The 25191-nt window shown below is 38.9% G+C and carries 25 protein-coding genes, 1 tRNA gene and 1 pseudogene; 13 read left to right on the top strand and 14 right to left on the bottom strand.

Annotation, left to right across the window (positions count from 1 at the left end; all coding sequences use genetic code 11):
* Positions 1-28: 28 nt before the first annotated feature.
* Positions 29-226, bottom strand: a complete 198-nt coding sequence (locus tag J2X77_RS00735; protein WP_209575532.1) for a hypothetical protein — start codon at positions 224-226, stop codon at positions 29-31.
* A 108-nt stretch (positions 227-334) separates the two neighbouring features.
* On the opposite strand from J2X77_RS00735, the gene J2X77_RS00730 reads away from it, so the two are divergent.
* The 6 genes from J2X77_RS00730 to J2X77_RS00705 all read left to right on the top strand — a co-directional run bounded on the left by J2X77_RS00730 (position 335) and on the right by J2X77_RS00705 (position 4910).
* Complete coding sequence (locus tag J2X77_RS00730) at positions 335-658, top strand: DUF3592 domain-containing protein (protein WP_310078519.1); 324 nt, start codon at positions 335-337, stop codon at positions 656-658.
* 732 nt (positions 659-1390) lie between these two features.
* Complete coding sequence (locus tag J2X77_RS00725; protein WP_209575536.1) at positions 1391-1651, top strand: hypothetical protein; 261 nt, start codon at positions 1391-1393, stop codon at positions 1649-1651.
* Between the two features lie 29 nt (positions 1652-1680).
* Positions 1681-2310, top strand: coding sequence for a hypothetical protein (locus tag J2X77_RS00720; protein WP_209575538.1), 630 nt, complete (start codon positions 1681-1683; stop codon positions 2308-2310).
* Positions 2311-2348: 38 nt separating this feature from the next.
* Complete coding sequence (locus J2X77_RS00715; RefSeq protein ID WP_209575540.1) at positions 2349-2765, top strand: hypothetical protein; 417 nt, start codon at positions 2349-2351, stop codon at positions 2763-2765.
* Between the two features lie 71 nt (positions 2766-2836).
* Entirely contained in the window at positions 2837-3751 is a 915-nt protein-coding gene (locus J2X77_RS00710; RefSeq protein WP_209575541.1) for an AraC family transcriptional regulator, read from the top strand.
* Between the two features lie 208 nt (positions 3752-3959).
* On the top strand, positions 3960-4910 hold the full coding sequence (locus tag J2X77_RS00705) for a chlorophyllase (RefSeq protein WP_209575543.1): 951 nt from the start codon (positions 3960-3962) through the stop codon (positions 4908-4910).
* A gap of 193 nt (positions 4911-5103) precedes the next feature.
* Here J2X77_RS00705 and J2X77_RS00700 read toward each other — a convergent pair whose 3' ends face one another.
* The 8 genes from J2X77_RS00700 to J2X77_RS00665 form a co-directional block, all read right to left on the bottom strand.
* The gene (locus J2X77_RS00700) at positions 5104-6045 is read right to left on the bottom strand and encodes a helix-turn-helix domain-containing protein (RefSeq protein ID WP_310078517.1); all 942 of its coding nucleotides are present in this window, start codon (positions 6043-6045) and stop codon (positions 5104-5106) included.
* Complete coding sequence (locus J2X77_RS00695) at positions 6045-7043, bottom strand: SDR family NAD(P)-dependent oxidoreductase (RefSeq protein ID WP_209575547.1); 999 nt, start codon at positions 7041-7043, stop codon at positions 6045-6047. The genes J2X77_RS00700 and J2X77_RS00695 overlap by 1 nt, the downstream gene beginning before the upstream one ends.
* A gap of 181 nt (positions 7044-7224) precedes the next feature.
* The gene (locus tag J2X77_RS00690; protein WP_209575549.1) at positions 7225-7965 is read right to left on the bottom strand and encodes an SDR family NAD(P)-dependent oxidoreductase; all 741 of its coding nucleotides are present in this window, start codon (positions 7963-7965) and stop codon (positions 7225-7227) included.
* A 70-nt stretch (positions 7966-8035) separates the two neighbouring features.
* Positions 8036-8602 (bottom strand): Crp/Fnr family transcriptional regulator, encoded by a 567-nt coding sequence (locus J2X77_RS00685; protein ID WP_209575551.1) that lies wholly within the window; start codon positions 8600-8602, stop codon positions 8036-8038.
* A 9-nt stretch (positions 8603-8611) separates the two neighbouring features.
* The gene (locus J2X77_RS00680; RefSeq protein ID WP_209575553.1) at positions 8612-8941 is read right to left on the bottom strand and encodes a hypothetical protein; all 330 of its coding nucleotides are present in this window, start codon (positions 8939-8941) and stop codon (positions 8612-8614) included.
* A 125-nt stretch (positions 8942-9066) separates the two neighbouring features.
* A complete protein-coding gene (locus J2X77_RS00675) occupies positions 9067-10836 on the bottom strand; it encodes a RagB/SusD family nutrient uptake outer membrane protein (protein ID WP_209575556.1) in 1770 nt (589 codons plus the stop codon).
* 11 nt (positions 10837-10847) lie between these two features.
* The gene (locus J2X77_RS00670) at positions 10848-14093 is read right to left on the bottom strand and encodes a TonB-dependent receptor (protein WP_209575557.1); all 3246 of its coding nucleotides are present in this window, start codon (positions 14091-14093) and stop codon (positions 10848-10850) included.
* Positions 14094-14412: 319 nt separating this feature from the next.
* Entirely contained in the window at positions 14413-15039 is a 627-nt protein-coding gene (locus J2X77_RS00665) for a phosphatase PAP2 family protein (RefSeq protein ID WP_293939260.1), read from the bottom strand.
* A gap of 281 nt (positions 15040-15320) precedes the next feature.
* Here J2X77_RS00665 and J2X77_RS00660 point away from each other — a divergent pair, with 281 nt between their 5' ends.
* On the top strand, positions 15321-15929 hold the full coding sequence (locus tag J2X77_RS00660; RefSeq protein ID WP_209575561.1) for a methyltransferase domain-containing protein: 609 nt from the start codon (positions 15321-15323) through the stop codon (positions 15927-15929).
* 4 nt (positions 15930-15933) lie between these two features.
* Here the strand turns inward: J2X77_RS00660 and J2X77_RS00655 are convergent, their stop codons facing one another.
* A complete protein-coding gene (locus J2X77_RS00655) occupies positions 15934-17466 on the bottom strand; it encodes a SulP family inorganic anion transporter (protein WP_209575563.1) in 1533 nt (510 codons plus the stop codon).
* 103 nt (positions 17467-17569) lie between these two features.
* Between J2X77_RS00655 and J2X77_RS00650 the strand changes: the two genes are divergently transcribed.
* On the top strand, positions 17570-19096 hold the full coding sequence (locus tag J2X77_RS00650) for a DUF3943 domain-containing protein (RefSeq protein WP_209575564.1): 1527 nt from the start codon (positions 17570-17572) through the stop codon (positions 19094-19096).
* Positions 19097-19137: 41 nt separating this feature from the next.
* On the opposite strand, the gene J2X77_RS00645 is transcribed toward J2X77_RS00650, so the two are convergent.
* The gene (locus J2X77_RS00645) at positions 19138-20586 is read right to left on the bottom strand and encodes a L,D-transpeptidase family protein (protein WP_209575566.1); all 1449 of its coding nucleotides are present in this window, start codon (positions 20584-20586) and stop codon (positions 19138-19140) included.
* Positions 20587-20699: 113 nt separating this feature from the next.
* On the bottom strand, positions 20700-21710 hold the full coding sequence (gene fbp, locus J2X77_RS00640) for a class 1 fructose-bisphosphatase (RefSeq protein WP_209575568.1): 1011 nt from the start codon (positions 21708-21710) through the stop codon (positions 20700-20702).
* Between the two features lie 121 nt (positions 21711-21831).
* On the opposite strand from fbp, the gene J2X77_RS00635 reads away from it, so the two are divergent.
* The 5 genes and pseudogenes from J2X77_RS00635 (at position 21832) to J2X77_RS00615 (ending at position 23652) form a co-directional block, all read left to right on the top strand.
* The gene (locus J2X77_RS00635; RefSeq protein WP_310078515.1) at positions 21832-22212 is read left to right on the top strand and encodes a hypothetical protein; all 381 of its coding nucleotides are present in this window, start codon (positions 21832-21834) and stop codon (positions 22210-22212) included.
* 272 nt (positions 22213-22484) lie between these two features.
* A complete protein-coding gene (locus J2X77_RS00630) occupies positions 22485-22775 on the top strand; it encodes a heavy metal-binding domain-containing protein (protein ID WP_209575572.1) in 291 nt (96 codons plus the stop codon).
* Between the two features lie 136 nt (positions 22776-22911).
* Positions 22912-23096: pseudogene (locus J2X77_RS23640) on the top strand (hypothetical protein); the annotation flags it as partial.
* Between the two features lie 64 nt (positions 23097-23160).
* A complete protein-coding gene (locus J2X77_RS00620; protein WP_209575576.1) occupies positions 23161-23439 on the top strand; it encodes a LapA family protein in 279 nt (92 codons plus the stop codon).
* A gap of 140 nt (positions 23440-23579) precedes the next feature.
* A tRNA-Lys gene (locus J2X77_RS00615) sits at positions 23580-23652 on the top strand.
* Between the two features lie 78 nt (positions 23653-23730).
* Here the strand turns inward: J2X77_RS00615 and J2X77_RS00610 are convergent.
* Together J2X77_RS00610 and J2X77_RS00605 are read right to left on the bottom strand one after the other, a co-directional pair.
* Positions 23731-24414 (bottom strand): MBL fold metallo-hydrolase, encoded by a 684-nt coding sequence (locus J2X77_RS00610; RefSeq protein ID WP_209575578.1) that lies wholly within the window; start codon positions 24412-24414, stop codon positions 23731-23733.
* Positions 24415-24468: 54 nt separating this feature from the next.
* A complete protein-coding gene (locus J2X77_RS00605; protein ID WP_310078514.1) occupies positions 24469-25008 on the bottom strand; it encodes a Crp/Fnr family transcriptional regulator in 540 nt (179 codons plus the stop codon).
* Between the last annotated feature and the right edge of the window lie 183 nt (positions 25009-25191).

Below are 25191 nucleotides of genomic sequence, written 5' to 3'. Positions count from 1 at the left end.
GGTATCTTAATTGTTATCTAAATGTACTTTATAGTATATTATGTGCGGTATTCTCCAATCTAAAAATATTATGTTCTGACGCCTCCTTCGCCGAATACTTTTGAAAGTATTGAATGAGTTCTAAGGCTGCGCTGATAATCTGTTCAGTTTGGTTATGATAAATAGTCATAAAAAAATAATGGACTAAGTGATCAAAAGAACTAAGGTGATCTTTTATTGTTTTCATAGAGCTGGTGTTTAACGTGTTCAAAATTCCACTATATTAGTAACACGCTAATTATTTGTTAGTTACAACTTTTAAATTGTTGTTGTGGAAAAAGTAAAAAATAAAATTATGTGGCAATATTATATAATCTTAGGACTAGGGGTATTGTTCTTGGTATGGGCAATTTACAGTTTCCGTAGTACAATGGTATTTCTTAAGAAGGCTGATAAAACTACAGCGACAGTAATCGACCTTCACAAGTTCGAATCTGAAGGTGAAGTATTCGCTCCAATCTTCACTTTTCGGACAAAAGATAACCAATTAATTACATATGAACTAGCTGAAGGGAATAATCCTCCCGCTTGGAAAATAGGAGAACAAACCACTGTTATCTATGATCCATCTGATCCATATAGGGTTTCCTTATATAGTTATTTTCGGGTATTTATGTGAACATTGGTCCTGCTGTCAGTAGCGCTTCCCCTAATAGTAATCGGTGGCGGTTATTTTATTGCTGCAAGATTTCTACTTTGATAGTAGCGTTAATGGCAAAGACAGTATCAAACACATCAGTCTCAGGAGTTAAAGAAGTTTATCAGCATAAATTTTATTAGTATTCGCAGAATAGCACTGTATATGAAAAGATAGAAAATCGTTAACAGAAACTGACAGCTCTAAACTCTTCTTCAATTGAAAGCTTTGGTCCATTGCTTTGTATAACATCTGGGACACGATTGAGAATCGGTATCAAAACTAAACACAACTTGGCCGCAATACATACATGCAAATGGTCCTCCAGAATTGAACACGCCAACCATTTTATAGAGGAAGTAGATAAGGATAGCGCCCGTATCTCACATCATCATCAACGTAGAACAAAACGCTTAATCTCCTGTCAATTTCGAGAACTCCCTCTTTAATCTGGCCCAAATATTCAGCATTTAAATTTCTGAGTTCAGAAAAAAAACCATTCTCGAAAAATTGTCATCATTTTCATGCTTTATGCGAAATACTCCGTCCTTCACTATCGGTAAAACTTCATCCATTTTTTGTTTCGTCTCTGAGATCGGAGTAATTAAGATGCTCCAGCAACACAGATTCAGGAGCCGTAAGTAATTCTTACTTTGCCAAAAATGAAGTAAATTAGCATAAGAACAATTAGTATTGGGCGGCATAAGTAAACAAATGAGAAATAGAAATTTCATTAAAGGATTTTTAGCATTCGTTGCCGTCCTATTCATCGGAGTTCTCATCATACTTGATGGATTGAGCAATATGGAAAATTCAGACGTAACTAGGACACGTGATTATCCTTATTTTAGACCCACAGAACGTCTAATGGCCAGAAATTTAAAATTGCCAAAAGGAACAAAACGAACCTATGAAGAAAGCTTTCTCAAAGAAGATGAAGAACAGCAAAGATTCCTGCATACCCTACTCAAATAATTGGAATTCAACGATAAAAATCAAATAAAATGAAAAATATAAAGCTGTTTTCCTTGTTTATTCTAATGTCTGTTCCAATGTACTTATCAGCTCAAAAAGGCAAGGTTAAGGACACTTATACCTATCAGGTAAGGGACGAATATGGCGATTTAAATAATGATGGAAAAGAAGACAAGATAATAGTTAAGATGGATACCATAGATGAAACAAGCCCCGTGAAATTGCAGATCTTTCTTTCCCGGCCCGACGGAAAATTAATTTTAGCAGTATCTTCTACTAAGATTATCGAACCTCAATATCCTGCAGAGAAAAAAGGGAAATTCAATGGTTTTCAGATTCCAAGTTTTTTTATAGAACATGGAATTTTACAGATGCGGAGTGAAATAGAAAATGGAAATATAACCTATGGCTTCAAGTATAAAAACGGAAATTTTGAGTTGATTCATGTCAGCAAGCTTACCAATAATTCAACAAAAGCTTATGTTGATGAGTATACGACATTTACGGATACTCAGTTTGACCTGGTGACAGGCATCAGAACTGAAACTGATGATAAATTAGGTTCAGAAAAACCTTTGGCAATACGGGAAAAGAAAGTCTTGATCAGGCCATTGCCGAAAATACAGGACATGAAATTTTCTGATAAAGCCTTATATTAAAAGCCATAAAATCGAATTAATCAAACGAAGTATAACTTATGAAAAGCATCATCATCTTACTTCTTTTACCACTGCTGATAGCCTGTCATACCAATAGTTTTGATTTGGATAAATTATCATTTCCTGCCGACATAGCTTCCTTAGCGAAAAAATATGAACTCCGTACGAACAGTGATCTTTCGGGCATTATTGTTTACAACAGTACAGATCAAGCACTGCTTCAGTTTTCAGGATATTCCTTTTCTGGAACGCTGAACAAACAGGATGCTTCCATATTATCAACCAATTCCGTGTCTTTTTACGACAACAGGACAACCAAGAAGGTCAATGCCTACAGGCAGGAAATTAAGACCACTAAAAAAGCAGAGGAATTTGAAAATATGTTGGTGAAGAAATTCGGAAAAACCGAATTCTATTACAGGGATACAGAATTTTCCTACAGAATGATTGCTTGACCGAGAACTACCAAAGTGGTTAATGAGCATGGAAATAATTTGGCTGGGAATATTTTATTTATATTTAAACAATGAAAAAGGAAGAACCCACACATCGAAAATTTGATTCTTTAAATGATTTCCATCGGGTTCTGGGGCTTCCAAAGCCGGTGCACCCGATGATCAGCATGATAAACCTTGACGATGTGAAAGTCATTCAGGATGAACTACCCGAAATGATGGTTCTGAATTACTATAAAATTGCCTACAAAACGAGTATCGCTTCACAAGTTAAATATGGTCAGAATCATTATGACTTTAGCGAAGGCGGTTTAATTTTTACTGCACCAAACCAATTGTTTGAAAGCCCGGATAAAATAAAAAAATCGGGATATGTATTGCTAATTCACCCTGATTACCTTTTGTCATACCCCTTGGCAAAAAAGATAAAGGATTACGGCTATTTTTCGTATGCAGCTAATGAAGCTCTTCATTTATCTGATAAAGAAAAGACTGTTATCCTGTCCATTTTCGATATTATTCTGGATGAACTTGACAGCCGTATTGACGATTTCAGCCAGGATGTGGTTATTTCACAGATTGAATTATTATTGAATTATTGCAACCGTTTCTACAAACGGCAGTTCATTACAAGAAAAGCTGTAAACCACAGTTTGCTAGAAAGATTGGAAGTAATTTTAGATGATTATTTCAATAAAGAAAAGACTAGTACGCATGGTATTCCTACTGTTCTATACCTTTCAGAGCTTTTAAACCTATCTCCAAGCTATCTGAGTGATATGTTACGCTCGCTAACAGGGCAAAATGCGCAACAGCATATACACATTAAAATGATCGAGAAGGCAAAGGAATTTTTATCTACAACCGATTTAACAATTTCAGAAATTGCGTATCGATTAGGTTTCGAACATCCGCAATCCTTTAGCAAACTCTTTAAAACAAAAACTAAACTTTCTCCAATAGATTTCAGACATTCATTTAATTAGTTCTAATAGCATTTACCATCAAAAGGTGATAAACGAGAAACAGATTCCATTTCGGAATTTTGTTTCTCGTTTATTATAAATTTTAGAAAATCAGCTTATTTATTTCAAAATTCATTCTGATTTTGACTACACAAATCCTCAATTAAGCTACGTGAGCTTACCGCAATATATCAACCTTTGTGTATTGATAAGCTAAAATATTTAAACGATGAAAAATCAAAATTCAGTTATTGGATTGAGTACAAGTCCTGTTTTGACTTACAGTCCTTTAGTTATGCAGGTCTCTGACAGACCAGTTGACATGCATATAAAGGTATCAGCACCTGTCAGCGGAACTAACCTCCCTATTTTAATTCTTTCGCATGGGCATGGTCCCTCAACCTATCTTTCTTCATTAAGAGGATTAGCACCAGTGACAGAGTTCTTCTCTTCAAAGGGATTTATTGTAATTCAGCCGACACACTTAGATTCTAAACTTTTAGGTCTTGACATGACTAGCCCTGAAGGACGTTTATTTTTGAAATCAAGAGCGACGGATATTCATTTTATCCTTGATAATCTCGATAAGATATTAGCAACAGTTCCGGGCTTACAAAATCGTGCCCACAAATCGCAAATATCCATTATTGGACACTCATTGGGCGCTCTTACAGCTGGAATGCTTGCAGGTGCGGAAGTTACAAACAACGTAACTGGAGAAACAATAAATTTGGCCGAACCAAGGTTAAAAGCCATAGTAATGATCGGAGCTCCAGGACTTCCGGAAGGACTTAACGGAGATTTTGCAGTTACAAATTACCCTATTCTAAAAGGGATTAACTACAAAACCATCTCACTCCCAATACTTGTAATGAATGGTGATAAAGACATTAACCTCAATTTTTCAAGCATTGAAAATTGGCGTGCCGATGCGTATTATGATAGTCCGGTGGCTTCAAGCTTACTTACTGTATTTGGTGCCGAACATATCTATGGCGGTATTTCCGGATGGGATGTCGCTGAAACCTCAGATGAAAGCCCAGAACGTGTCGCCTTCGTCTGCGAATCTATTTTAGCGTATATCCGTTCTGCAATGGATTCAAATGACAAGAGTTGGAAACAATTAGAAGAGGATTTTGAAAATGATCCTAATGCAAAAGCACGTATTGACAATAAATAATACTGTAAACCACATTCAGTAGAATTATGTACTAACCCAAGGTACTGTTCTGAAGTAAGGCAGTACCTTTTTTATTTCTATTGATGCGGCCTCCGATATTCAACGGAGTTGGCTACTTTTTCCTTCTATTTTGAAAATAACAGAGCATCATCAATAGGGTTAACATTTTTCTAAAAATTATTTAGACAGAAATTTAACGGCTTGCTCTTTGGGCCACCAACTCGGTTGGTGCATACCCAAAATGCTTTTTAAATGCAAACGAAAAATGCGATAAGTTTTCAAAACCCGTTTGGTAACAAACTTCGATTGGTTTAATATTTTTTTCTGCAAGTTGGTAGTGTGCTAGCTCCAATCGCCTTTGAGTTAGCCAACGTTGTGGTGTAAGATTAAAGGCTTTTGCAAAATCACGCTTGAACGTTGTAAGGCTTCTTCCTGTCAGGTAACTGAACTTTTCCAAAGGCATATTGAACATATAGTTTTTCTCCATAAAGCTGATTAAATCAACTTTATGCGGGTCGTCAAAGTTTGACAGTAAACCGTCAATTTCCCCATCAATTACCCTTAGAATACTTATTGCTTCTGTTATTTTAAGCAATGCCAAATTTTCGGGAATAGGTGCTTTCATATCAAAGTAAGGGATTAAGGACGAAAGAAAACTTTCAAGCAATGGGTGATTACTGAAACTGTGAATTCTTGACATTGGTGTAACCTTTATTTTTACCTCTACGCTACTGTAAAACTCGCGAAGAATTTTTTCAGTCAACAGCATTACAACGGTTTTATGCGGCAATCCATCCTTAGGATAATTGATAATTGTTGCAGGCTTATTCCTTGGAATGAGAAATATATCCCCCGTCTTAAAAATGTGCGTAGCGTCTGATTGCACAATTTTGGTTTCACCAGAGATGAACCAAATAAGCATATGGTGATCAAATACTATTTCTGTTCTTGAAAACTTGTCTTCGTAACAAGACAATTTTATTTCGGGTGTTATATATTTTGATACGTGCTCCATTTTTTTTGAATAAGTGAGATATAAATTTACAAAATCCAATTTCGGGATTAATTCATTTACGCTCAATGACTGTTTAAAAAATTGGATAGTGGTTTTCAGACCAATACCCTTTTGGACCATCACTTACATTTAAATGTGATGTTCGCCAATTTTTCACTTAATTCCCACAAACGTCTTGCGTTAGTTTCATCCAGCGAATAAGGTTTAACACCACTAGCTGAAACATCTTTTCCCGCCGACAATTCAGCGATGTCGGCATCTTCACAAAACACACCGCCAATGTTGTTTAGTAGCGGACTAGTAGCACACCAAATTGTTGTAGATGCACCCTGTGGAATGCTTTTGAGTGAAGAAGCAACTTCAGATAAAATATTTCCTTGTTCATCGCAAAAACCCATCTGTATAAATTTTTCCAAAGGAGCTTCTCTTGCCAATTCTGTTCCTGCAATAGAACCTGGATGAATGGAATAAGCTCTTACCCCAAACTCTCTTGCACGATTATCCAATTCTATTGAAAATAAATTGACAGCAGTTTTAGATTGACCATATCCCACGAGCGTTTCGTATTCCCGATTTTCAAAATTTGGATCATCAAAATTAAAAGGTGCAAATTGATGCCCTTGTGATGAAACATTAAGCACCCTTGCACCGTTGGCTTTTTTAAGTGCAGTCCAGAGTTTTGCAGTCAATTGAAACTGTGCCAAATAATTAACGGCTAATTGAGATTCAATACCACGAGCGTCTCTGCGTAGCGGAACCCACATGATGCCTGCGTTATTGATAAGCAAATGCAAAGGTCTTCCCGAAGCCAAAAATTTATCTGCAAAAGCATCAATGGAAGCAGGATCGAGCAAATCCATTTCTTCAATTTCTACATTGTTATTTTCCTGTAGATTTTTCTTTGCTTTTTTTTTATCCCTTGAAGGTACAATGACGGTTGCACCTGCAAAAGCAAGTGTTTTAACAGTTTCCAAACCAATGCCTGTATTGCCGCCAGTTACAATGGCAATTTTCCCTGTAAGATCAATACCTTTTATTAAGTCCATTGAAATTGATTTTGCGTTAAAACCTGAACCGATTGGGTGTTGTAATGCTCCCTGATAATTATTCTGTTCCATTTTTAGAAATTTTAATTGTTATGTCGGAACAAAAGTAGAGTGTATTTCTTAGGATCACTTTGTTTAAAAGTCCGAATTTACTTTGTACAAAAGTTCAACGACTGAAAGACGAACCTATACCTATCATAGATGATAGACTGTATCGAAAATGAACCAATCCATTTATTAATTGAAAACTATCTTACCAAGGAATTTCTCCTATCACCGGATTACTTTCTTCACTAAAAAATTTACCAGTTGGGCCATCATTATCAATCAGGACATATTTGATAACTCTGTTAGCAGCAACGCAGACTTCGCCGCCATTAAAGAATGTAAAGTCGGTTTTCGTAAGTCCCGGACAAACAGCATTTACTTTAAAATTTGTATTACGCAATTCATAGGCTAACTGAATGGTGTACATGTTAAGAGCTGCTTTTGATATAGCGTAAACCCCATATTTAGCATAGTTGTAGGCAGGCCATTCCGGATTACTTTGCAATGAAAGAGAGCCTACGCTAGTACTCAAGTTGACAATTCTTGGTTCTGAGGACTTTTTAAGCAAATCTATAAAAGCTTGTGTAACGTTGGCTGTACCAACCAAATTTGTTTTAAATGCAGCAATATACTCTTCACTCGTAGCTTCCAGTACGGTGTAAGGATTGCTACCGCCGTTGATTCCTGCGTTATTGATAAGTACATCTAAAGCCGAAATCTTGTTGCCTATTTCTTCCCGTACCGTCCGTACCGATGCTGGGTCAGTAACATCTAGTTCTACCGCTTCCACATTTGAAAAACCTTCCGCTTTAAGTTTCTGAACTGCATCCAAACCGCTTTGGATACGACGGCTTCCAATGAATACGTAAAATCCTTTCTCCGAAAGTTGTCTGGCAGTTTCAAAACCAATGCCCTTGTTTGCTCCTGTAATTAATACTGTTTTCATATTTTGTAATTTTAAGTACAAAATTGAAGCATTAAATAGTGGAATCATTTACCAAATGGTAAAAAGTGCATCAGCGGACGTTTTTCCGGATTCTACTAAGAGATTGTTGTGTTACACCTAAATAGGAGGCGATGTGTGATAATGAAACACGGTTGGTCAATGAAGGATAATTTTCCAAGAACTCAAGGTATCTTGTGGTAGCATCCTGCGAAATCACAGGGCCTTTTCTGGACTTTTGGTACATGCAAAGCTGTACCATTTTGTTTTTAATATTGTCCCAGCCCACTATAGTATGTGATAGCTCTTCCCAATTTTTCTTTGAAAATACAATAAGGCTACAATCTGTAATCGCTTGCAAGTATTCGGAAGATAAAGAATTTGCCTCGAAGTTGACATAATCACATACCAAGCTGTTTTCGCTGATGAAACAACGGGTAATCTCTTCGCCTTTATTATTATAATAGCAGCCACGGACAACACCTTCTGTTATAAACCCAACCTCCTTTGGAATTTTACCCGCCTCAGAGAAATAGTCCTCTTTTTTTATTTGCAGGATTTGTCCCTTACTTATCACAAGCTCAATCTGTTGCTTATTAAGACTTCCAAATTGTAGAATATATTCAATCAGTTCTTCCATTTGTGCAAATTAAAAAATAATATCCTTTAGCTTATTTACCATTTGGTAAAAAAACAATTTTGAGTGACAGTGCGTGGAGTATTCCGCCGTCATTTGAGCTCGAAGTGTATAAAAATGCTCGGTGTTTTCCATCCCAGAAAGTTTTATTATCACATCGTCAATATTGCCGGTGTAAAAATGGAGTTTGTAAGTGAGGGCGTCTCCGATATCCTCAAATATTCTTGCTAAATCACGCAGTTCGTCTTTGGCTGAGCTAGGATCAAAATCTGCTAGAGAAGGCTGGATATAAAGTATAAGTATGCTTCCTACATTGCAATCTATGGAAAGTGCATTTAACAATTTGCACTATTATTCTTAAAAACAGCTCTTTTAAAATATGATGCTAACAGAATCACCGGAATTTTACATAAACATCTTCAACAGCTTTGCCATTGAAGATGTTCTACGCTATAAACCTATCCTGACTACTCCATGGCTGGATTAAATGACCCGCCCCAATCTTTATTCTGTTTTACAGCTGGATTCTTATCAATGACAGATTGTGCTATCGGAAAGAAATAATAGGTATCTGGCACCAGATTCACTTTATTACCTGTGCTTGGCACCTGTAACACACTGTATTTGAACTGGTTTTCTTTCAGCGAATATGCTTTGGCCAATACATTTGCATCATCCAGATTCATCTCCGTTCCATTGGCATTTATGGCAATAGCTTCGACCCCATGTTTGGTGGTATTGTTTAGTATATTGAGTTTACGCAGTCTTCTCAAATCCCAAAAGCGATGCCCTTCAAAACAGAACTCAATATTGCGCTCCGCTAAAATGGCTTCACGCAATTGCTCCTTTGTCGTTGCTGTTATACCATATTTATTATCTGCACCGGGCTCAATTCCCGCCCTTTTTCTTATTTGCGTAACCAATTCTAATGCTGTTGCAAAGTTTCCTGTTTCATTTGCTGTTTCAGCATAATTTAATATTACTTCGGCGTAGCGCATTAAAACAAAGTCCACATCATACTGCGTTTCCACTTCTGTTTGCTTTAATGATAATTTGGAATTTTTTAAGATAAAAAATCCACTATACCGGTCTAGATTGGAAGAAGGTGTCTTTGCTTTGAGGTTTACACCAAAATCGTCCAACGCTGGAGCAATACCTACCGAAGTGTATTGCCGTTTGCCAGTCTTGCCTGACACTTCATAAACCTTTGCATTCCATACGATAGATTTTTCAAAACGTGGATCCCGGTTTTCCCAATAGGAATGCAAAAATTGATCTTCTGTCTTATAATATTTCCCTCCTAGATCTGAGTACAACTTTCCATCCTTCATTGGAAAAGCTTTTACAAATTCCCAAGATGGAACAGCCCCCGCTGGCCCCCTACTTTCAGAACCTGGCCGTACACCATTATCCCAACTGGCAACCTTATTTGGATAGGTATTAATCACGGCAAATACGACCTCTGGTCCTTTTTCAACTAGGGCAATGTTGGAATAATCTGAAGTCAAACTATAACCATCCGTTTTAAGCTGATCATAAGCCCATTTATTTGCTATATTGGCTTCCTGCCAATATGAATTTCCATAAGGATTGGAAGGATTAAACTGGGGAGATGCTTTATATAACAGCACCTTTGCCTTAAAAGCTACAGCGAAATCACCATCAATTTTGCCATATTCAGCAGCCCCTTTTCCAATGGTTTTTGGCAGTAGCGAAATAGCCTGATCCAAATCTTTAATTATCAGATCAAAACATTCTTTTGTCGAATTGCGAGGAACATTAAGATCATCGTTCTTTAAATCTTGCGCAACAATAATGTAAGGAACACCACCGTGAATCCTCACCATGTTAAAATACATAAAGGCGCGCATAAACAACGCCTGCCCAATTACCGATTTTTTAAAATCGCCTTTTAAAAAAGTACTCTCAGTAACTTTCTGTATAGCTGTATTGATTTTTCGGATAGTCGTATAATCCCATGATTTGTAAGAGCTATTGTTGACTGTTACCGCATCCAATGGAAAAGAAATACCAATCAATTGTTCAGAATTCCCATCAGCACCCGAACTCCAATTGCCAAATAATGGATATAAATTAGCAAGATAACCATTGACTAGATTTGGATCAGCCCATACTTTAGCTTCATCCAGCGAGTTGAGATCTTCAATGTCCAATACATTTTTACAAGAGGACATACATAATGCCAAGGCGATTAAAGGATAATATATTTTTTTCATCTTTTTTTCATTTAAAATTTAACATCAAGTCCAAACGTAAAGGTTTTCATGACTGGATAAGAATCATACAGTTTTTGCTCTGGATCATGAAACTCTTTCATCGGTGAGAAAACAAACAAATTTGTTCCATTAAAAAACAAATTGACATCTTTTACGCGTATCATCTCGGTCATACTTTTCGGCAATCTGTAGGACACATTAATATCACGCAATCGTAGATAGGCTCCATTTTTTATCCAGAATGACGAAGGCGCCGCACCAGACTCGGCCCAACTGGAATAGCCTGTTGGACGGGGATATTTAGCATCAGTATTGTCAGGTGTCCACACATCTGAAGCCCAAATCGGATAATATGGACGGAAGGTATCGCCGTGCTGGCGCATGCCGCCACCTTCCTGATTACTGATCATACGATCATAGGCAAGAACCCCTTGAAACAAGGTAGAAACATAAAAACCTTTCCAGCTCGCATTGAATCCAAATCCATAATTGATCCGCGGAGAATTATTGTCCGATAATAACTGTAGGTCATTATCATCAATTTTTCCATCTGGCCCACTTGAGTAGTTCGCTCCCTGAATATCTTTATATAAGATCATTCCGGGAAAAGGATCTCTTCCGTAAGTTTTAAATCCCTTTGCCTTCAATTCATCGGCTTCTGCCTGCGTCCTCACTAGACCCAGCGCTTCTAAGCCTATAATTCTATTTTCCGGCCGTCCAATCCTGGAACGAAAGTTCTGCGGTTGTCCAAATGCATAAGACGGTTCTTCATCAAAAATATCCCAGCGGTCCTTCGCATAGCCCAGATTTGCATTGAGCCCATAGGCCACTTCACCAACCCTGTCATTCCAGCCCAAAGAAATCTCCCCGCCTTTGTAACTTCTCGCCGCATAATTCTCTGGAGCAAGCAAACGTCCATAATTGTCCGGGACTTTCAGTGATCTTCGGCCAAGAATATTGGTTTCCTTACGGGAAAACAGATCTAGGCTACCTGTCAGTTTATTATTGACAAATCCAAAATCTAAGCCCATATTGACGCTCTTTGAAGTCGTCCAGGTTAGATTCTGCGTTGGCGTTGCTCCATACGCTATACCGTTATAATAGCGGTCACCGAACATATATCCACCCGAGGTCGTATACTTTTCTAAATAGCCAAATTGATCGATCCTATCGGCATTCACATCCAAATCATTACCCGTTGTACCATACGATGCCCTGAACTTCAAATCCGATATCGTATTTCTTATATCCGTAAAAAAATTCTCGTCCGACACACGCCAAGCCGCTGAAACCGATGGAAAAAAACCCCACCGCTTATCCGTCGGAAACAATGGTGACCCATCATAGCGGAAAGAAAATTCAGCAATATACTTATCTGCATAATTGTAATTAGCGCGACCAATGATACCCCGTCGTGAATCAATTGTTTCATTAGCAGATGTCGACCTAAAATTACGATCAGTAGGATAAATAAACATCTGATCTAGCGCTGTGATCGGGTTTTCGGCCCGTGAAGTGACATAAGTTCCTCCTTTTTTAGACTGTTCATAAACCAATGTCCCATCAACCGCATGTTTACCAAACTTGCGACTGTAATTTAAAAACCAGTTCACCTGATATTGCCACAAGCGCTGCGGGCTGTAGTCCATAAATGGCTGGCTCTGACTAAAAGTAAAAATATTAATGTTGGCTTCCGAAGGTGGTGCTGGTATAAAACGGTTGTCATTCGGATTCAGGGATGTAAAAGTATAGTTCTTTTGAAAACTCATATAGCGCTTGCGCATATAATCTTCAGCAATATAACTACCTACAATTTTTGTCGATAGTCCTTGTACCAACTTATCAAGCTTCAAGTTTAAGGTCATGATTGGATTGACCTGTCGAACTTTACGGTCAATATATCGATCCCCGATAACTTGATCGATAACGTTCCAAGCCTGCCAACTTCCCATGGGGGTCTGTACAGGATAAGCCGTTGGTGTGTTGCTAGGGGTACCATCTGCATTCAGATAAAAAGGATACATCTTTGGCCAGTTGAAGGTAACGCGATAGAAATCCGATACATCAAAATCATCGTCATTGGAAGACGTGCTAAATGGCCAAAAAAAGCGTTTCGAATTGGTTTGATTAGCTGAAATATTAAAATCCATGCTAAAATCCTCTGTAATCTGTGCAGAGATATTGCTTCGCAGATTAAATTTCTCATGGTCAAGCGATTTATATGATCCATTTTCTTTACGATAGCTTAACAAACTATAATACGTGATCTTGTCGCCGCCACCATTGACAGAGATGGATTGCCTATGCGTAAAAGGATTGCGCCAAATCACCTCATTTACATTGTAATTTTTATCCTTAAAATAATCAAACTCTTTTTGTCCATTTGGAATAGATAGACCACGGAACTCGGCAACTCTGTTTTGATAGGTCAATTCATCCACTGCAGTGGTTAAATTAGCAAGCAGCTCTTGGGTTGGTGTATTAAAGGTATAATTACTTTGTACATTAAAAACTGGTGCTTGTGCTGTACCTTTTTTAGTCGTTACGACAACAACGCCATTACCTGCCCGTGTACCGTATACTGCCGCAGTTGCTGCATCCTTTAAAAAAGTCATCTGTTCAACTTCGTTCGCTTCTAGCACATCAAAAGCAGCCTTATCCCGAACTATCCCATCAATTACATAAAGCGGCTCGGCAAAACTCCCGCGAATGCGTAAGCTCGACGACGCTCCTGCCATCCCCGAAGTATTCGTTACATTGACTCCTGCGGCCCTACCGGCAAGCGAATTGGAAAGATTTGAACTGGGGATATTTTTTAACTGTTCCGCATTTACGGTAGCGACCGAACCGGTAATATTCCCTTTCCGCTGCTTACCATAACCGATGATCACAACCTCTTCGAGAGCGTGGTCACTCGATAACATGGTCACTTGAATGCTGCCGCTGGAGACGGCTACCTCTTGCTTCGCAAATCCCTGGTAATTCAAAATTAAGACATCACCGCGATTCGCGCGAATGGCAAAAACACCTTGCTGATTGGAAGATGCTTGAACGGATGTTCCTTTGACAGTCACGGTAGCGCCAGCTAATACCTGCCCTTTCTCATCTTTAACAACCCCTGTGACCAGATCCTGAACTACAATAACGTTGGTCCGTTCTAGATTTAGCCCATAAGAACCAGGCTGGTTAAACAGCAGGCAAAGCCCCAAAAGACTAATGGGTCTCGCTTTTCCATGAAAAAAAAAATTTCTCATCATAATTATAAATTGGTTTAAAATAATAAAGAACCCATAGGTTCAAATTTGGTTTATTTAATTAGCATGTTTTTCTTTTTATAAAAAACAGTAAAAGTTTATTAGATTATGTATTAAATTTAGATAACAATATCCTATTAACGAAATAAAAAGGATTATTTTAAATCAACATGCATATAAACGTTACATGTGAGAGATAGGAAAGGGAAAGTGTAAAAAATTGAAAACTGGTATCCAAGCAGATCACTTTAAAAACATTGTTAGGGCAAAAGTTGACTTGGACATGGGGCCACTGAAGGGCCGAATGAAAAAAAACAGGAGTTTAAAATTGTAAGCTGGCATTTAGACAAAATTGTCCTCCAGTATAGATTGGTAATATCACATAGCTTTTTTTTGGATTTTGTAATCTATTGTCCACAAGAGGTAACAGCCAGTAGGCGATTTTGGCACTTAATATCCCTACACCCGCTCCCATAGCTATATCTGAGAACCAGTGCTTATCGTTGTACATACGAAGATACCCCGTTCCAGCCGCAGCAGCATAGCCTGCGATACCGTACCAAATTGACTCTTCTCTGTATTCCTGCCACAACAATTCGGCACCAACAAAAGCGGTTGCCGCATGTCCTGAAGGAAAAGAATTATTTGCCGACCCATCTGGTCGCCAAACAGGTATGGTAGATTTCATAATCCTCGTGGTAGCCGTCATGATCATATTAGAGACAGCGGCCGTAAATAGGCGTTGTTTCAGGTTATGCTTGGCAGGTATCCCGACAGCATCCAAAGCAAAAACTCCCGCAGTTCCAGCGAAACGACTGAAGTCGTCTAATTTAATCTGTGGATTGTTACCTCTCGATACCCCATTTCTAATATCTTCATCTATTCCTTTAAAAAAAGGACTTCCTTTGGAAACAATACCATACGAGATTAATCCCGCAGGAATTATCAATTCGCTATACTTAATTTTGTTAAAAAAATGCGACCTTTCACTCGAATCCGAAGATTGTGCCGAGTTGATTTGCGCGAATGAGAGAGCCGGAAATACAAAAAGTAAGACCAGTATGAAATAAAAAACAATGTATCTCTTGAAGTCGATCATTTATCCTTTATCTATTGTACGGTACGCAAAGATAATATTAATTTAGCAAGTAAATAGAGCAGCATCCGCAAATACCCGCGGTTATCGACGGGTTTATTTCGATACTGACATAATATTTATTTAACTTGCTCATGTATAAGGAAACAGATATGAATTCTTCATTGTTAGATGGAAACTATTGGGACGATCGTTACAAGAACAAAGAAACGGGATGGGATATTGGATATGCCTCTCCTGCAATCGTTAGCTACGCTGAAGAATCCATTGCCAAAAATGCGCGTATTTTAATTCCTGGTTGTGGGAACGCGCATGAGGCTAAGGCTCTTCTGGATAAAGGATTCAGTCAAATAACATTATTGGATATTGCACCAAGCTTGGTTGAAAAAGTCAGCGAAGAATTCGCAGTCAGCCCTGATGTTCAGATAATATGTCAAGATTTCTTTCAGCATCAGGGCCAATACGACTACATTATTGAACAGACCTTTTTTTGTGCTCTCCACCCATCATTACGTCCAAGCTATGTACGGCAAATGCTTACCCTGTTGAAGCCTCACGGTATCCTTATAGGATTGTTGTTTAAAAGGGAATTCGCTCAGCAAGGGCCTCCTTTCGGAGGGAATCAAGAGGAATATCAGCAGCTATTCCAATCCGAGTTTGACATTTTGCAGCTAATAGATTCTTCCAAAAGCATTCCACAGCGACAGGGAAACGAATTATTTATTGAATTACAAAAAAAGTAGCAGTCTAGGTCCGCGGCATGACGTGATAGGTTGGATCTTCCATGATATTAACCACCACAACACCAGTAGCATTTTTCAATAGAGAGCGGCAGTCCTCACTGAGGTGCCAAAGTTCTATTCTTTTCCCTTGTGCGGCGTAGCGCTCGGTAACTTTGTTAAGTGCATCCACAGCAGACATATCCACTACCCTGCTTTCCTTAAAATCTAATATAACACGTTCGGGATCGTTTAAAACATCAAATTTATCCAAAAAATTAGCTGTAGAACCGAAAAAAAGTGGTCCATATATTTCATAATGCATAATACCTTCCGAATCCATATATTTTATTGCCCGAATACGCTTTGCATTATCCCAAGCAAATACAAGTGCAGATATGACTACACCGATGAGCACCGCAAGTGCCAAATTATGCAAGATCACTGTAATCGCTGCGACAAGTATCCCCACGAAAATATCTGATTTGGGAAATTTATTGACAATACGTAAACTCACCCATTGGAAGGTTCCAATCGCTACCATCATCATCACGCCGACCAGCGCTGCCATTGGTATCTGCTCAATAAAAGGCGCTCCTATTAAAATAATCAGTAAGATGGTCATTGCTCCTATAAAAGAAGAAAGCCGTGTACGTGCACCAGCATTTAAATTGACCAATGTTTGCGCGACCATGGCACATCCCCCCATTCCGCCAAAAAATCCATTGATTGCATTCGCTATCCCCTGTGCCATAGATTCACGGTTCGCATTTCCTTTTGTCGCTGTAATTTCATCGACCATGTTCAGTGTCAACAGCGATTCCACCAGTCCGACTCCTGCCATTACCAATGAATACGGAAAAATCAGCTGCAAGGTTTCCCAATTCCAAGGAACCATGGGCACATGTAAACGCGGTAAAGTTCCACTGACGGATGCTATGTCAACGACTTTCTTTGTTGGAATACCTAAAAGAGACACTACGCCAAATACCATCAGAATAGCAACCAACGAGGCGGGGATGGCCTTTGTGATACGCGGAAATCCAATTACAATCAGCATCGTCAACAAAGTAAGTCCGCCCATGATGCACAACGTTGTACCCGACATCCATACCGCGTCGCTTCCAGAGCTTACTTTAAATTGTACCACTTGAGCCATAAATATGATTATGGCCAAACCATTCAAAAAGCCATACATCACAGGCTGGGGAATTAAGCGCACAAATTTTCCCCACCTAAATAGCCCTACCAAAAATTGAAAAATGCCAGCCAATACAACTGCAGCAAAGAGATAATCTATTCCATGACTTGCTGCAAGCGCCATCAAAACAACCACAGTGGCTCCCGCACCCCCGGATACCATTCCAGGCCTACCGCCCAGAATGGAAGTAACCAACCCCATCAAGAATGCAGCATAAAGTCCAGTTAAAGGTGGCAGTCCCGCTAAAATAGCAAAAGAGAGCGACTCCGGAATCATCGTCATTGCAACTGTTAGTCCTGCGAACAGCTCATTCTTAAGATTGATCGATTTTATATTAACTATGTCGAAGGTATTGTTCATTTCTAAATTACTTGAACCACGATAAAACGCATCAAAGGTACTAATCGCACAAACACTTTTATGCTATATTTGTTATTCTTTACAAATTTTATTGCAAAACAGTATGTTTATCTCTTTCAAACTACGCGCGATTAGCTTTCATTATAGTCTTATTATATTTTTCTATCTCTTGCTTGTTCAGCTCGGGAGCAGCAGAGCAGCAATTCTGGCCGATAGCGATTCGCTAATACCTTCAGAACGTCTGTCTCGATTTAAACTTTTCGATAAATATAACGTGTTCCACGATAACAATCCGCAATTGTGGGAACACCATCCCATTTTCAACACACAACAAACTGACAGTATATTCGATTATCAGAAAAAAAACTTTTTAAGAGCTGGAATTGAATGGTTTTCCATCCAGGCCATTCCAGCCTCCGTAAATTACTTCATCCGTAAAGATCCTGTTTCGCATATTTCTTTTAAAAATTTTTTCAGCCATTTAAAACTCTCAGCGTGGACGTGGGATGATAATCTTTTCGCAACAAACCAAATGGCACACCCCTATCATGGGCAGTTTTATTTCAATTCGTTTCGATCCAACAATTATAGTTTCCTGCAATCAACAGCTGCCACCGTTGCCGGTAGCTATATCTGGGAGACTGCAGGTGAAACCGAGCCACCTTCTATCAATGATATCATCAATACAAGCTTTGGTGGAACAATTTTAGGTGAAATGACCCATAGACTATCGCATCATATTCTTTCCCGCCCAAGTTTGACCAAAGGACAGCGCAATAAAAAAGAGCTACTGGCGATGCTGATCAATCCAATAAATGGGCTTAATCGGCTTCTGGATGGGCGCTGGGGCAATAAGGTCAAAGGTGCCGTTATCGACAGTTCCTTGGTTCACACCGAAGTTGAATTGGGGCTAAGGCGCTTTGACGCCAAGGAACACGATGTATTAAATAAAGGGAAAAATGATATCTACGCACGTATCAAATTGATTTATACAAACGATAATTTAGATAAAAAGAAACCTTTTGATGACTTCTTCCTCAACTTAGAACTTGGATCAGATGATAGTTCTATCGTTAATGCTGTCAATGTATATGCCTCGCTATATGGTAGTCGTATTCTATCTAATTTAACAGGCCGCCACCGTGGCATAGTGTCTGCACATTTCGACTTCCTACGCAACGAAGCTTTTTACTATGGATCACAGAGTATCAATTATAATGTCTTTTCCAACTTCAATATCGGCAGCCGTAGCAAGCTAACAACCATTCTTGGCGGTGGGCCTGTGGTATTAGCCGCTGTACCAGATCCCTATCTCCATTTTGGTGAAAGCCGTACATATGATTATGGTCCCGGAGCAGATGTTCGCGTTTCAGCCACATTGAGCACATTAAATCGCTTTAAATTTGGTGTAGACTATCGTGGTGGTTATTTTGTAACCATCAGTGGCAATAAGTCGCACCATTTTCTACATACTGCATCCACGAGCGCTTCCATGCGTATCTGGAAAAACTTCGGTGTAAACCTTTACTCCGGCTACTTCAGATTGGAAGGTCACTATCAAGACCATAACAATGTAAACAAAGATTATCCTTTTGTTCGGATAGCACTTGCCTATAACTCCCAATACTAACTAATAGCAAAGGCTTAACTCGACGTGTTAAGCCTTTGCTATTAGTTAGCCCAATATTTCTTTAACGCCTCTTTCAAGCGCGGATCATAACCATAGATATCAGGATATGTAACAATGTTCCCTCCATCATCCAACCAAGTCGTATAATAGGTGATGTAAACTGGCATCTGGCGTTTAAGAGTGACCCAACGAGACTTCGAAATGGAATCTGTCGTAATTTCCTTCGCAATTTTTTCGGCCTGTTTCTCATTATTGACGAGGTAAGATGCCAAATCCACGGGTTTTTCCACACGAACACAGCCGTGGCTGACGGCTCGATTACTTTGCCCGAACATTTGCTTTGCCGGCGTGTCGTGTAGGTAAATGGAATATGGATTCTCAAATAAAAATTTCACATTCCCCAAGGAATTATCCGAACCGGGATTCTGTTTAAAACGAAAGTTCTCGACAGAATCGGAATTCCAGTTGACAGTGGCAGGATCCACTTGTTTACCTTTGTAATAAGCAACCATGTTGCGCGACGCCAGGTAGTTTGGATTATTTCGGACGCTTGCTAATATCTCCTTTTTAACAATACTATTTGGAATATTCCACACTGGATTAACTTGCATGGCATCCAACATGCCCTGCATAACAGGAGTTTCATGGTTCTCGCCTTTTCGTGAATAGGCGGGATTTTCTGTTTCACCTACGCATACATTCATTAATTGGATTGTCTTTCCATCTTCCATAATATGCAGACGCTGTTCAGGGATATTAACAAAGACATATCTTTCTGGAAAATCCTGTCCCATCCAACGCAATTTTTCCAATACCATTAGCACTTGGCTCCGTTGCGTACCAGATAAATTTCCACTTTGCAACAGATTCTGAAACTTAACGTAGTATTGGTTTTTAGGTTGGATATCGGTCAATACAGTTCCAATTTTCACACTGTCCAGCAAGTGCACAACTTTGCTATAGTTCATACGCTTTTGAGGAACAAAATATCGTCCATAGAGCCGCTTGGGGTTGACAACACCATACTTTAGGCTACTTACATAAGCTACCAGTCCATCTGTACTCAATAAATCAAGCTTAGCTAATAAAGGGTAGACCTCCGCAACGTCTTTAGTTTTCAGCTTCCGCAGAGAAAACAAGGTTTCTTTAATGGCTGAAGTATGGAAATAACTAGTACGAATGCCATGTTCCTCACTTCGTTCAAAATACGCCAGCAATGTATCAATGCTACCATCAAAGAGATGTTCCGAAATTAAAGTCATGCCGTCCGTGGAATCAGCTAATTCCTTCATCCAGCTTGGATTAACCAACTTCGATTTTTCCTTACTGTACACTTCATGGAAGATTTTTACATACGCAATTGTATCAAAATCTTTATAGGATTTATTTTCAAACCCCTTCGCCAAAACATCGCCATATGTAGGAGGATTCTCTTTACAAGAAAAAAACACTACTGAAACAAACGAAATAAACACTAAAAAACGTAACATACGACAAATCATGAAAAGAAATGGCTTGGCAATAATGAAGCCATTTTCTGAGTGTAAAGATAAATAATTCTTATGGTCTAAAGAATCTTACCTGTCATTGAATTACTACAGATTCAATCAATGTATTTTTTTAAGAAATCTTCCAGTAGTTCGACCATATCGGTATTACCCAAAAAAGCAGCTGATCGTTGATGCAAAGTTGTAGGTTCAATATCCAGTATACGCTGAGCGCCATTAGAAGCTTTGCCCCCTGCCTGCTCAATAATGAATGCAATGGGGTTGCATTCATACATCAATCTCAATTTGCCATTAGGATGTGCAGAGGTTGTTGGATAAAGAAAGATTCCTCCCTTAAGGAGATTGCGGTGAATATCCGCCACCATTGAGCCAATATACCGCGAAGCATATGGCCGCTGCGTTGCACGATCTTCCGTTTGGCAATATTTAATATACTGCTTTACCCCGTTCGGAAATTTAGAATAATTACCCTCGTTAATCGAGTAGATCTGACCTGAAGCAGGAATTTTCATATCTGGATGAGATAAACAAAACTCACCGATAGAAGGATCCAATGTGAAGCCATTTACTCCCTTTCCTGTCGTATATACTAACATCGTCGAACTACCATAGATCACATAACCAGCCGCTACCTGCTTTGTCCCGTGCTGTAAAATGTCATTGCTATTGCAGGAAACGCCCGTGTCAGATATCCTCCTGTAGATAGAGAAGATTGTCCCGACAGACACATTTACATCAATATTGCTTGAACCATCCAATGGGTCAATACATACAATATATTTCGCATTTTTGGAAATCCCAGATTGGATATACACTGGATTTTCATGTTCCTCGGACGCAACCACACAGCACTCTCCCCCACTTTGCAACGCATTAATAAATTGTTCATCCGCATAAACATCCAGCTTCTTTTGTCCTTCACCTTGTACATTAACTTGTCCGGCGTCGCCTAAAATATCAACTAATCCGGCCTTATTAACCTCTCTATTTACAATCTTTGCTGCGATCCCAATATCGCGTAAGAGACGGGAGAGCTCACCTTTGGCATATGGAAAATCAGCCTGTTTTTCAATAATAAATTGACCTAATGTAGTTATACCACTCATAATATTGTTTTATTGGATATTTGTTGCACAAAGCTAAAAAAGTTAAACAAGTTTTAGCTAACACATCGCTTTAATAGCGAGCATTTTAGCAACATAAATACGCAATCGTTTGCACTTAATTTTGCAAACTTTTTTTGCTAAAACGTTTGTTATCTATAAAAAAAACAATAAAAAACAGAAAGCAAGGACCAAATTTAAAATAACAACGTCCAGAAAAAAAGCAAAAAATGCTAAGTATTTAGTAATTTTGGCTAAATATTTTAAAACAATGCAGCAACTTTTACAAGTTATAGAAAAGGAAAAATTAGGCAGTCAGGTGGCAAAGCAACATACTTTGATCATTGACGATAAACAGATCGTACACGGTGCCCTTTTTATGATAAAAACTGCTCGAAAAACATTTAAACTGATGATTCCTGCTCCTTTTCATGATGAAATCCTGAAAAATGAAGCAACCATCAGCACCTTGATCAAACATCCACATGCAATGCTCCTATCTTAATCTCATATACTGATTATCTCATCGACAACAAGAAAGCCCTACTATTCTGCGTAGTATAGCGTGAATTCAGTAAAATTCTTTTGACATCGCAATCTACCACCTTAAGGCGATAAATAGTTCTGCTGACAAGATGGAAGCCTACCGAAAAATACCTATTAACCTGCAAAAATTTTACAATAGATCCTGATAATAATGTAATTCCCCAGCTAAAATAACCGTTAACTTTATTCGACAAAGATAACGCTATGCAACACCACTATAAACTTTCCGGTATGTCCTGCGAAAAATGTAGCACAACGATCGAGCACACGAACCATCAATATACCTGTCCCATGCATCCCGAAATTGTACAGGAGCATCCAGGAAATTGTCCCATATGCGAAATGGACTTGGTAACTATGGCGAATGGTAGTGATGAGGCAGAAGATCAAACATATCGTGATCTACGTATGAAATTATGGATTTCCATACTATTCACTATTCCTATATTTGTGCTTTCCATGGGCGAAATGCTTTCCGGCAATCCAGTAGGAAAAATTATGCTTCAAAGTTGGTCCGGATGAGTACAGCTCATGTTATGTTTACCAGTTTTCGTTTATACCTGCTGGTCTTTTTTTCAACGGGGTTGGATATCTTCCCTAACGTGGCGAATTAAAAGGCCAAGGCAAAGCTTCTAAGTCACAAAATATTGCATAATATAAGGAAAATTTAGGTTTTGCCTTTCTCTATAACGTACTCGGTATTCCAGTGGTGTCAGGCTGCTGTATCCATCGTTCGTAATTCTACTGTCACCGATGATTGCTGCCGCTGCCATGAGTTTCAGTTCAGTTTCGGTTATCTTAAGTTCACTACGCTTAAATCGTGCAAAGATCGACATCAATTAAAAACAGATATTCCCTATATTCGCTGTTATAATAATAATAATAATAATACATAGTCTATAGAAACATGCGTAATATCTTTTTAATTTTCATAACGGTGATCGTCACAGTGGTCTGTGTCAAAAACCCACAATCGGTGCCGCTCAATTTTCTCGGAGAAACACAGGTCGCACTATGGAAGCTGCTATTAGCCTTTTTTATTGCCGGAATCGCATTTGTATTCGTCCTAAAAATCGGAAAGAAGAAACAAGAGGTGTATGAACAGGACAATATAGACGAATCTGACGAAGAGAGCAACGAACGAAAGCCCCAATTATCGGAAGAAGACCGGGAATTCCTCTCCTAAAACAAAAAATAAATCACTAAAAATGAAGCCGTAAAGAGCTAGACCGCATTTTTATCACATAAATACTTGCGAGAAATAGGGATTAACCCTATCTTTGCATCACTTCAAACAAGGAACGGTAGTTCATCAATAAGAAGTAAGATTCCGTAGCTCAGCTGGTAGAGCAATACACTTTTAATGTATGGGTCCTGGGTTCGAATCCCAGCGGGATCACAAAAGAAAAGCTAATCTTACGATTAGCTTTTCTTTGTTTAAGCTCGTCGGTATTCGTAATTGATTTTTCCTAATAAACTAAAACTTACTGCTGCATTCAGTGACGAACCGCTCAAATTTCCGATCTGTATTTCTCATAACGGGGCCATGACCAAAACAGATAATGGATGGGGCCAGTTTTGCTAACTTCTCGAGTGATCTAATGTTGAGCTGTTGATCCGAAGTGAATAAATTTGGCGGCAGGTGCAAACCAGACTTTGTCGTAAGCAAACTCATATTTGTTGCTGCATCACCGATGATAAGTACACCATCATGTTCGCGGAACAAAGAAATATGCCCAGTAGAATGTCCCGGCGTCTCTATTATCCTAAAGTTTCCAATCGTATCATTTTCAACAACTGTACGGCTCACGGCATGCCCCTGACCTGCCCAATACTTCTGCTGTAGCTTTGCTATCCAATGATGCCGATTGGGATAGTCTTTAGTGACCAAGCCCGTTTCGGTCCTAAAAACTTCATCGGGATGACATAATAAGGGGATCGCAAACTCAGCGCACACCTGATCCGAACAGCCTTGGTGGTCCGGATGAGCATGGGTGAGTACATGCTGGTAAACGGGGATTTCCTGAAGTGCTTTCTGGATAGAGCTATAGGAGTTCCGTATTCCGGAGTCGACCAATACACCTTCGATAACATAGCAATTGACACTGTTTCGTGGTAGCAGTGACAGCTGGAATACTTCTCGAGCAATTTGACGTAACATAGTTTTTTTGTGCAAACCTACACCGCATATCAGAAGAATTAAAGGACATTTGTCCTATAAGATACCCAATCGGAATATTTGATGTTTCGCCCGGGTAAGCGATCGCTGTGTAATACCTAAATACGATGCCAGATCCTGCGTTGCAGTCCGCTGGATCAGCATCGGCTCATTCAATAGCACATAGCGATACTTGTCTAAAGCTGACCTATTGTTATAATTTAACAGATAACTTTCCTTTTGGCTATACTCCCGCTCCATCACAGATTTTACAACTCCATGCCAACTATTCACTTGGCGTAGCAGATATTGGTAATCGGCGTAGTTTATGCTAAAGATTACACTATCTTCGATTGCCCTAATACTCCTTCTAGATTCTTTTTGCGCAACAAACTCCGAAAAAGAAGTGACAAACTCAATTTCAAATTTAAAACAGGTTATATTTTCTGTTCCTTCGCGATCTAAAGCGTATGCTTTTACAGCACCGCTAGCGATAAATCCAATATAACGGCAGGGTTCATCCTCACGGATAAAAAAATCACCTTTTCTTAAGTAAGTCGGCTTGAAAAACTGTACAGAAAAGCTAATTTCTTCCACAGACAGTTCTGTTATAGATAACAGATAATTTGTTAAAACATGAGTCATATTACCAATCTTTCTCACTTAATTTTTTTCGAACTCCGTGGATCTAACGTACAATTCGGTCCTCAAATCTAACAATTCTTTTACAATACCAAATTCCAATCGGTCAATGTTTAGATGAGTCTTATGAAAACCCCT

The sequence above is a fragment of the Sphingobacterium sp. 2149 genome, assembly GCF_031455655.1.
In the GTDB taxonomy this organism is placed as follows: domain Bacteria; phylum Bacteroidota; class Bacteroidia; order Sphingobacteriales; family Sphingobacteriaceae; genus Sphingobacterium.
This window is presented reverse-complemented; position numbering and strand designations above follow the sequence as displayed.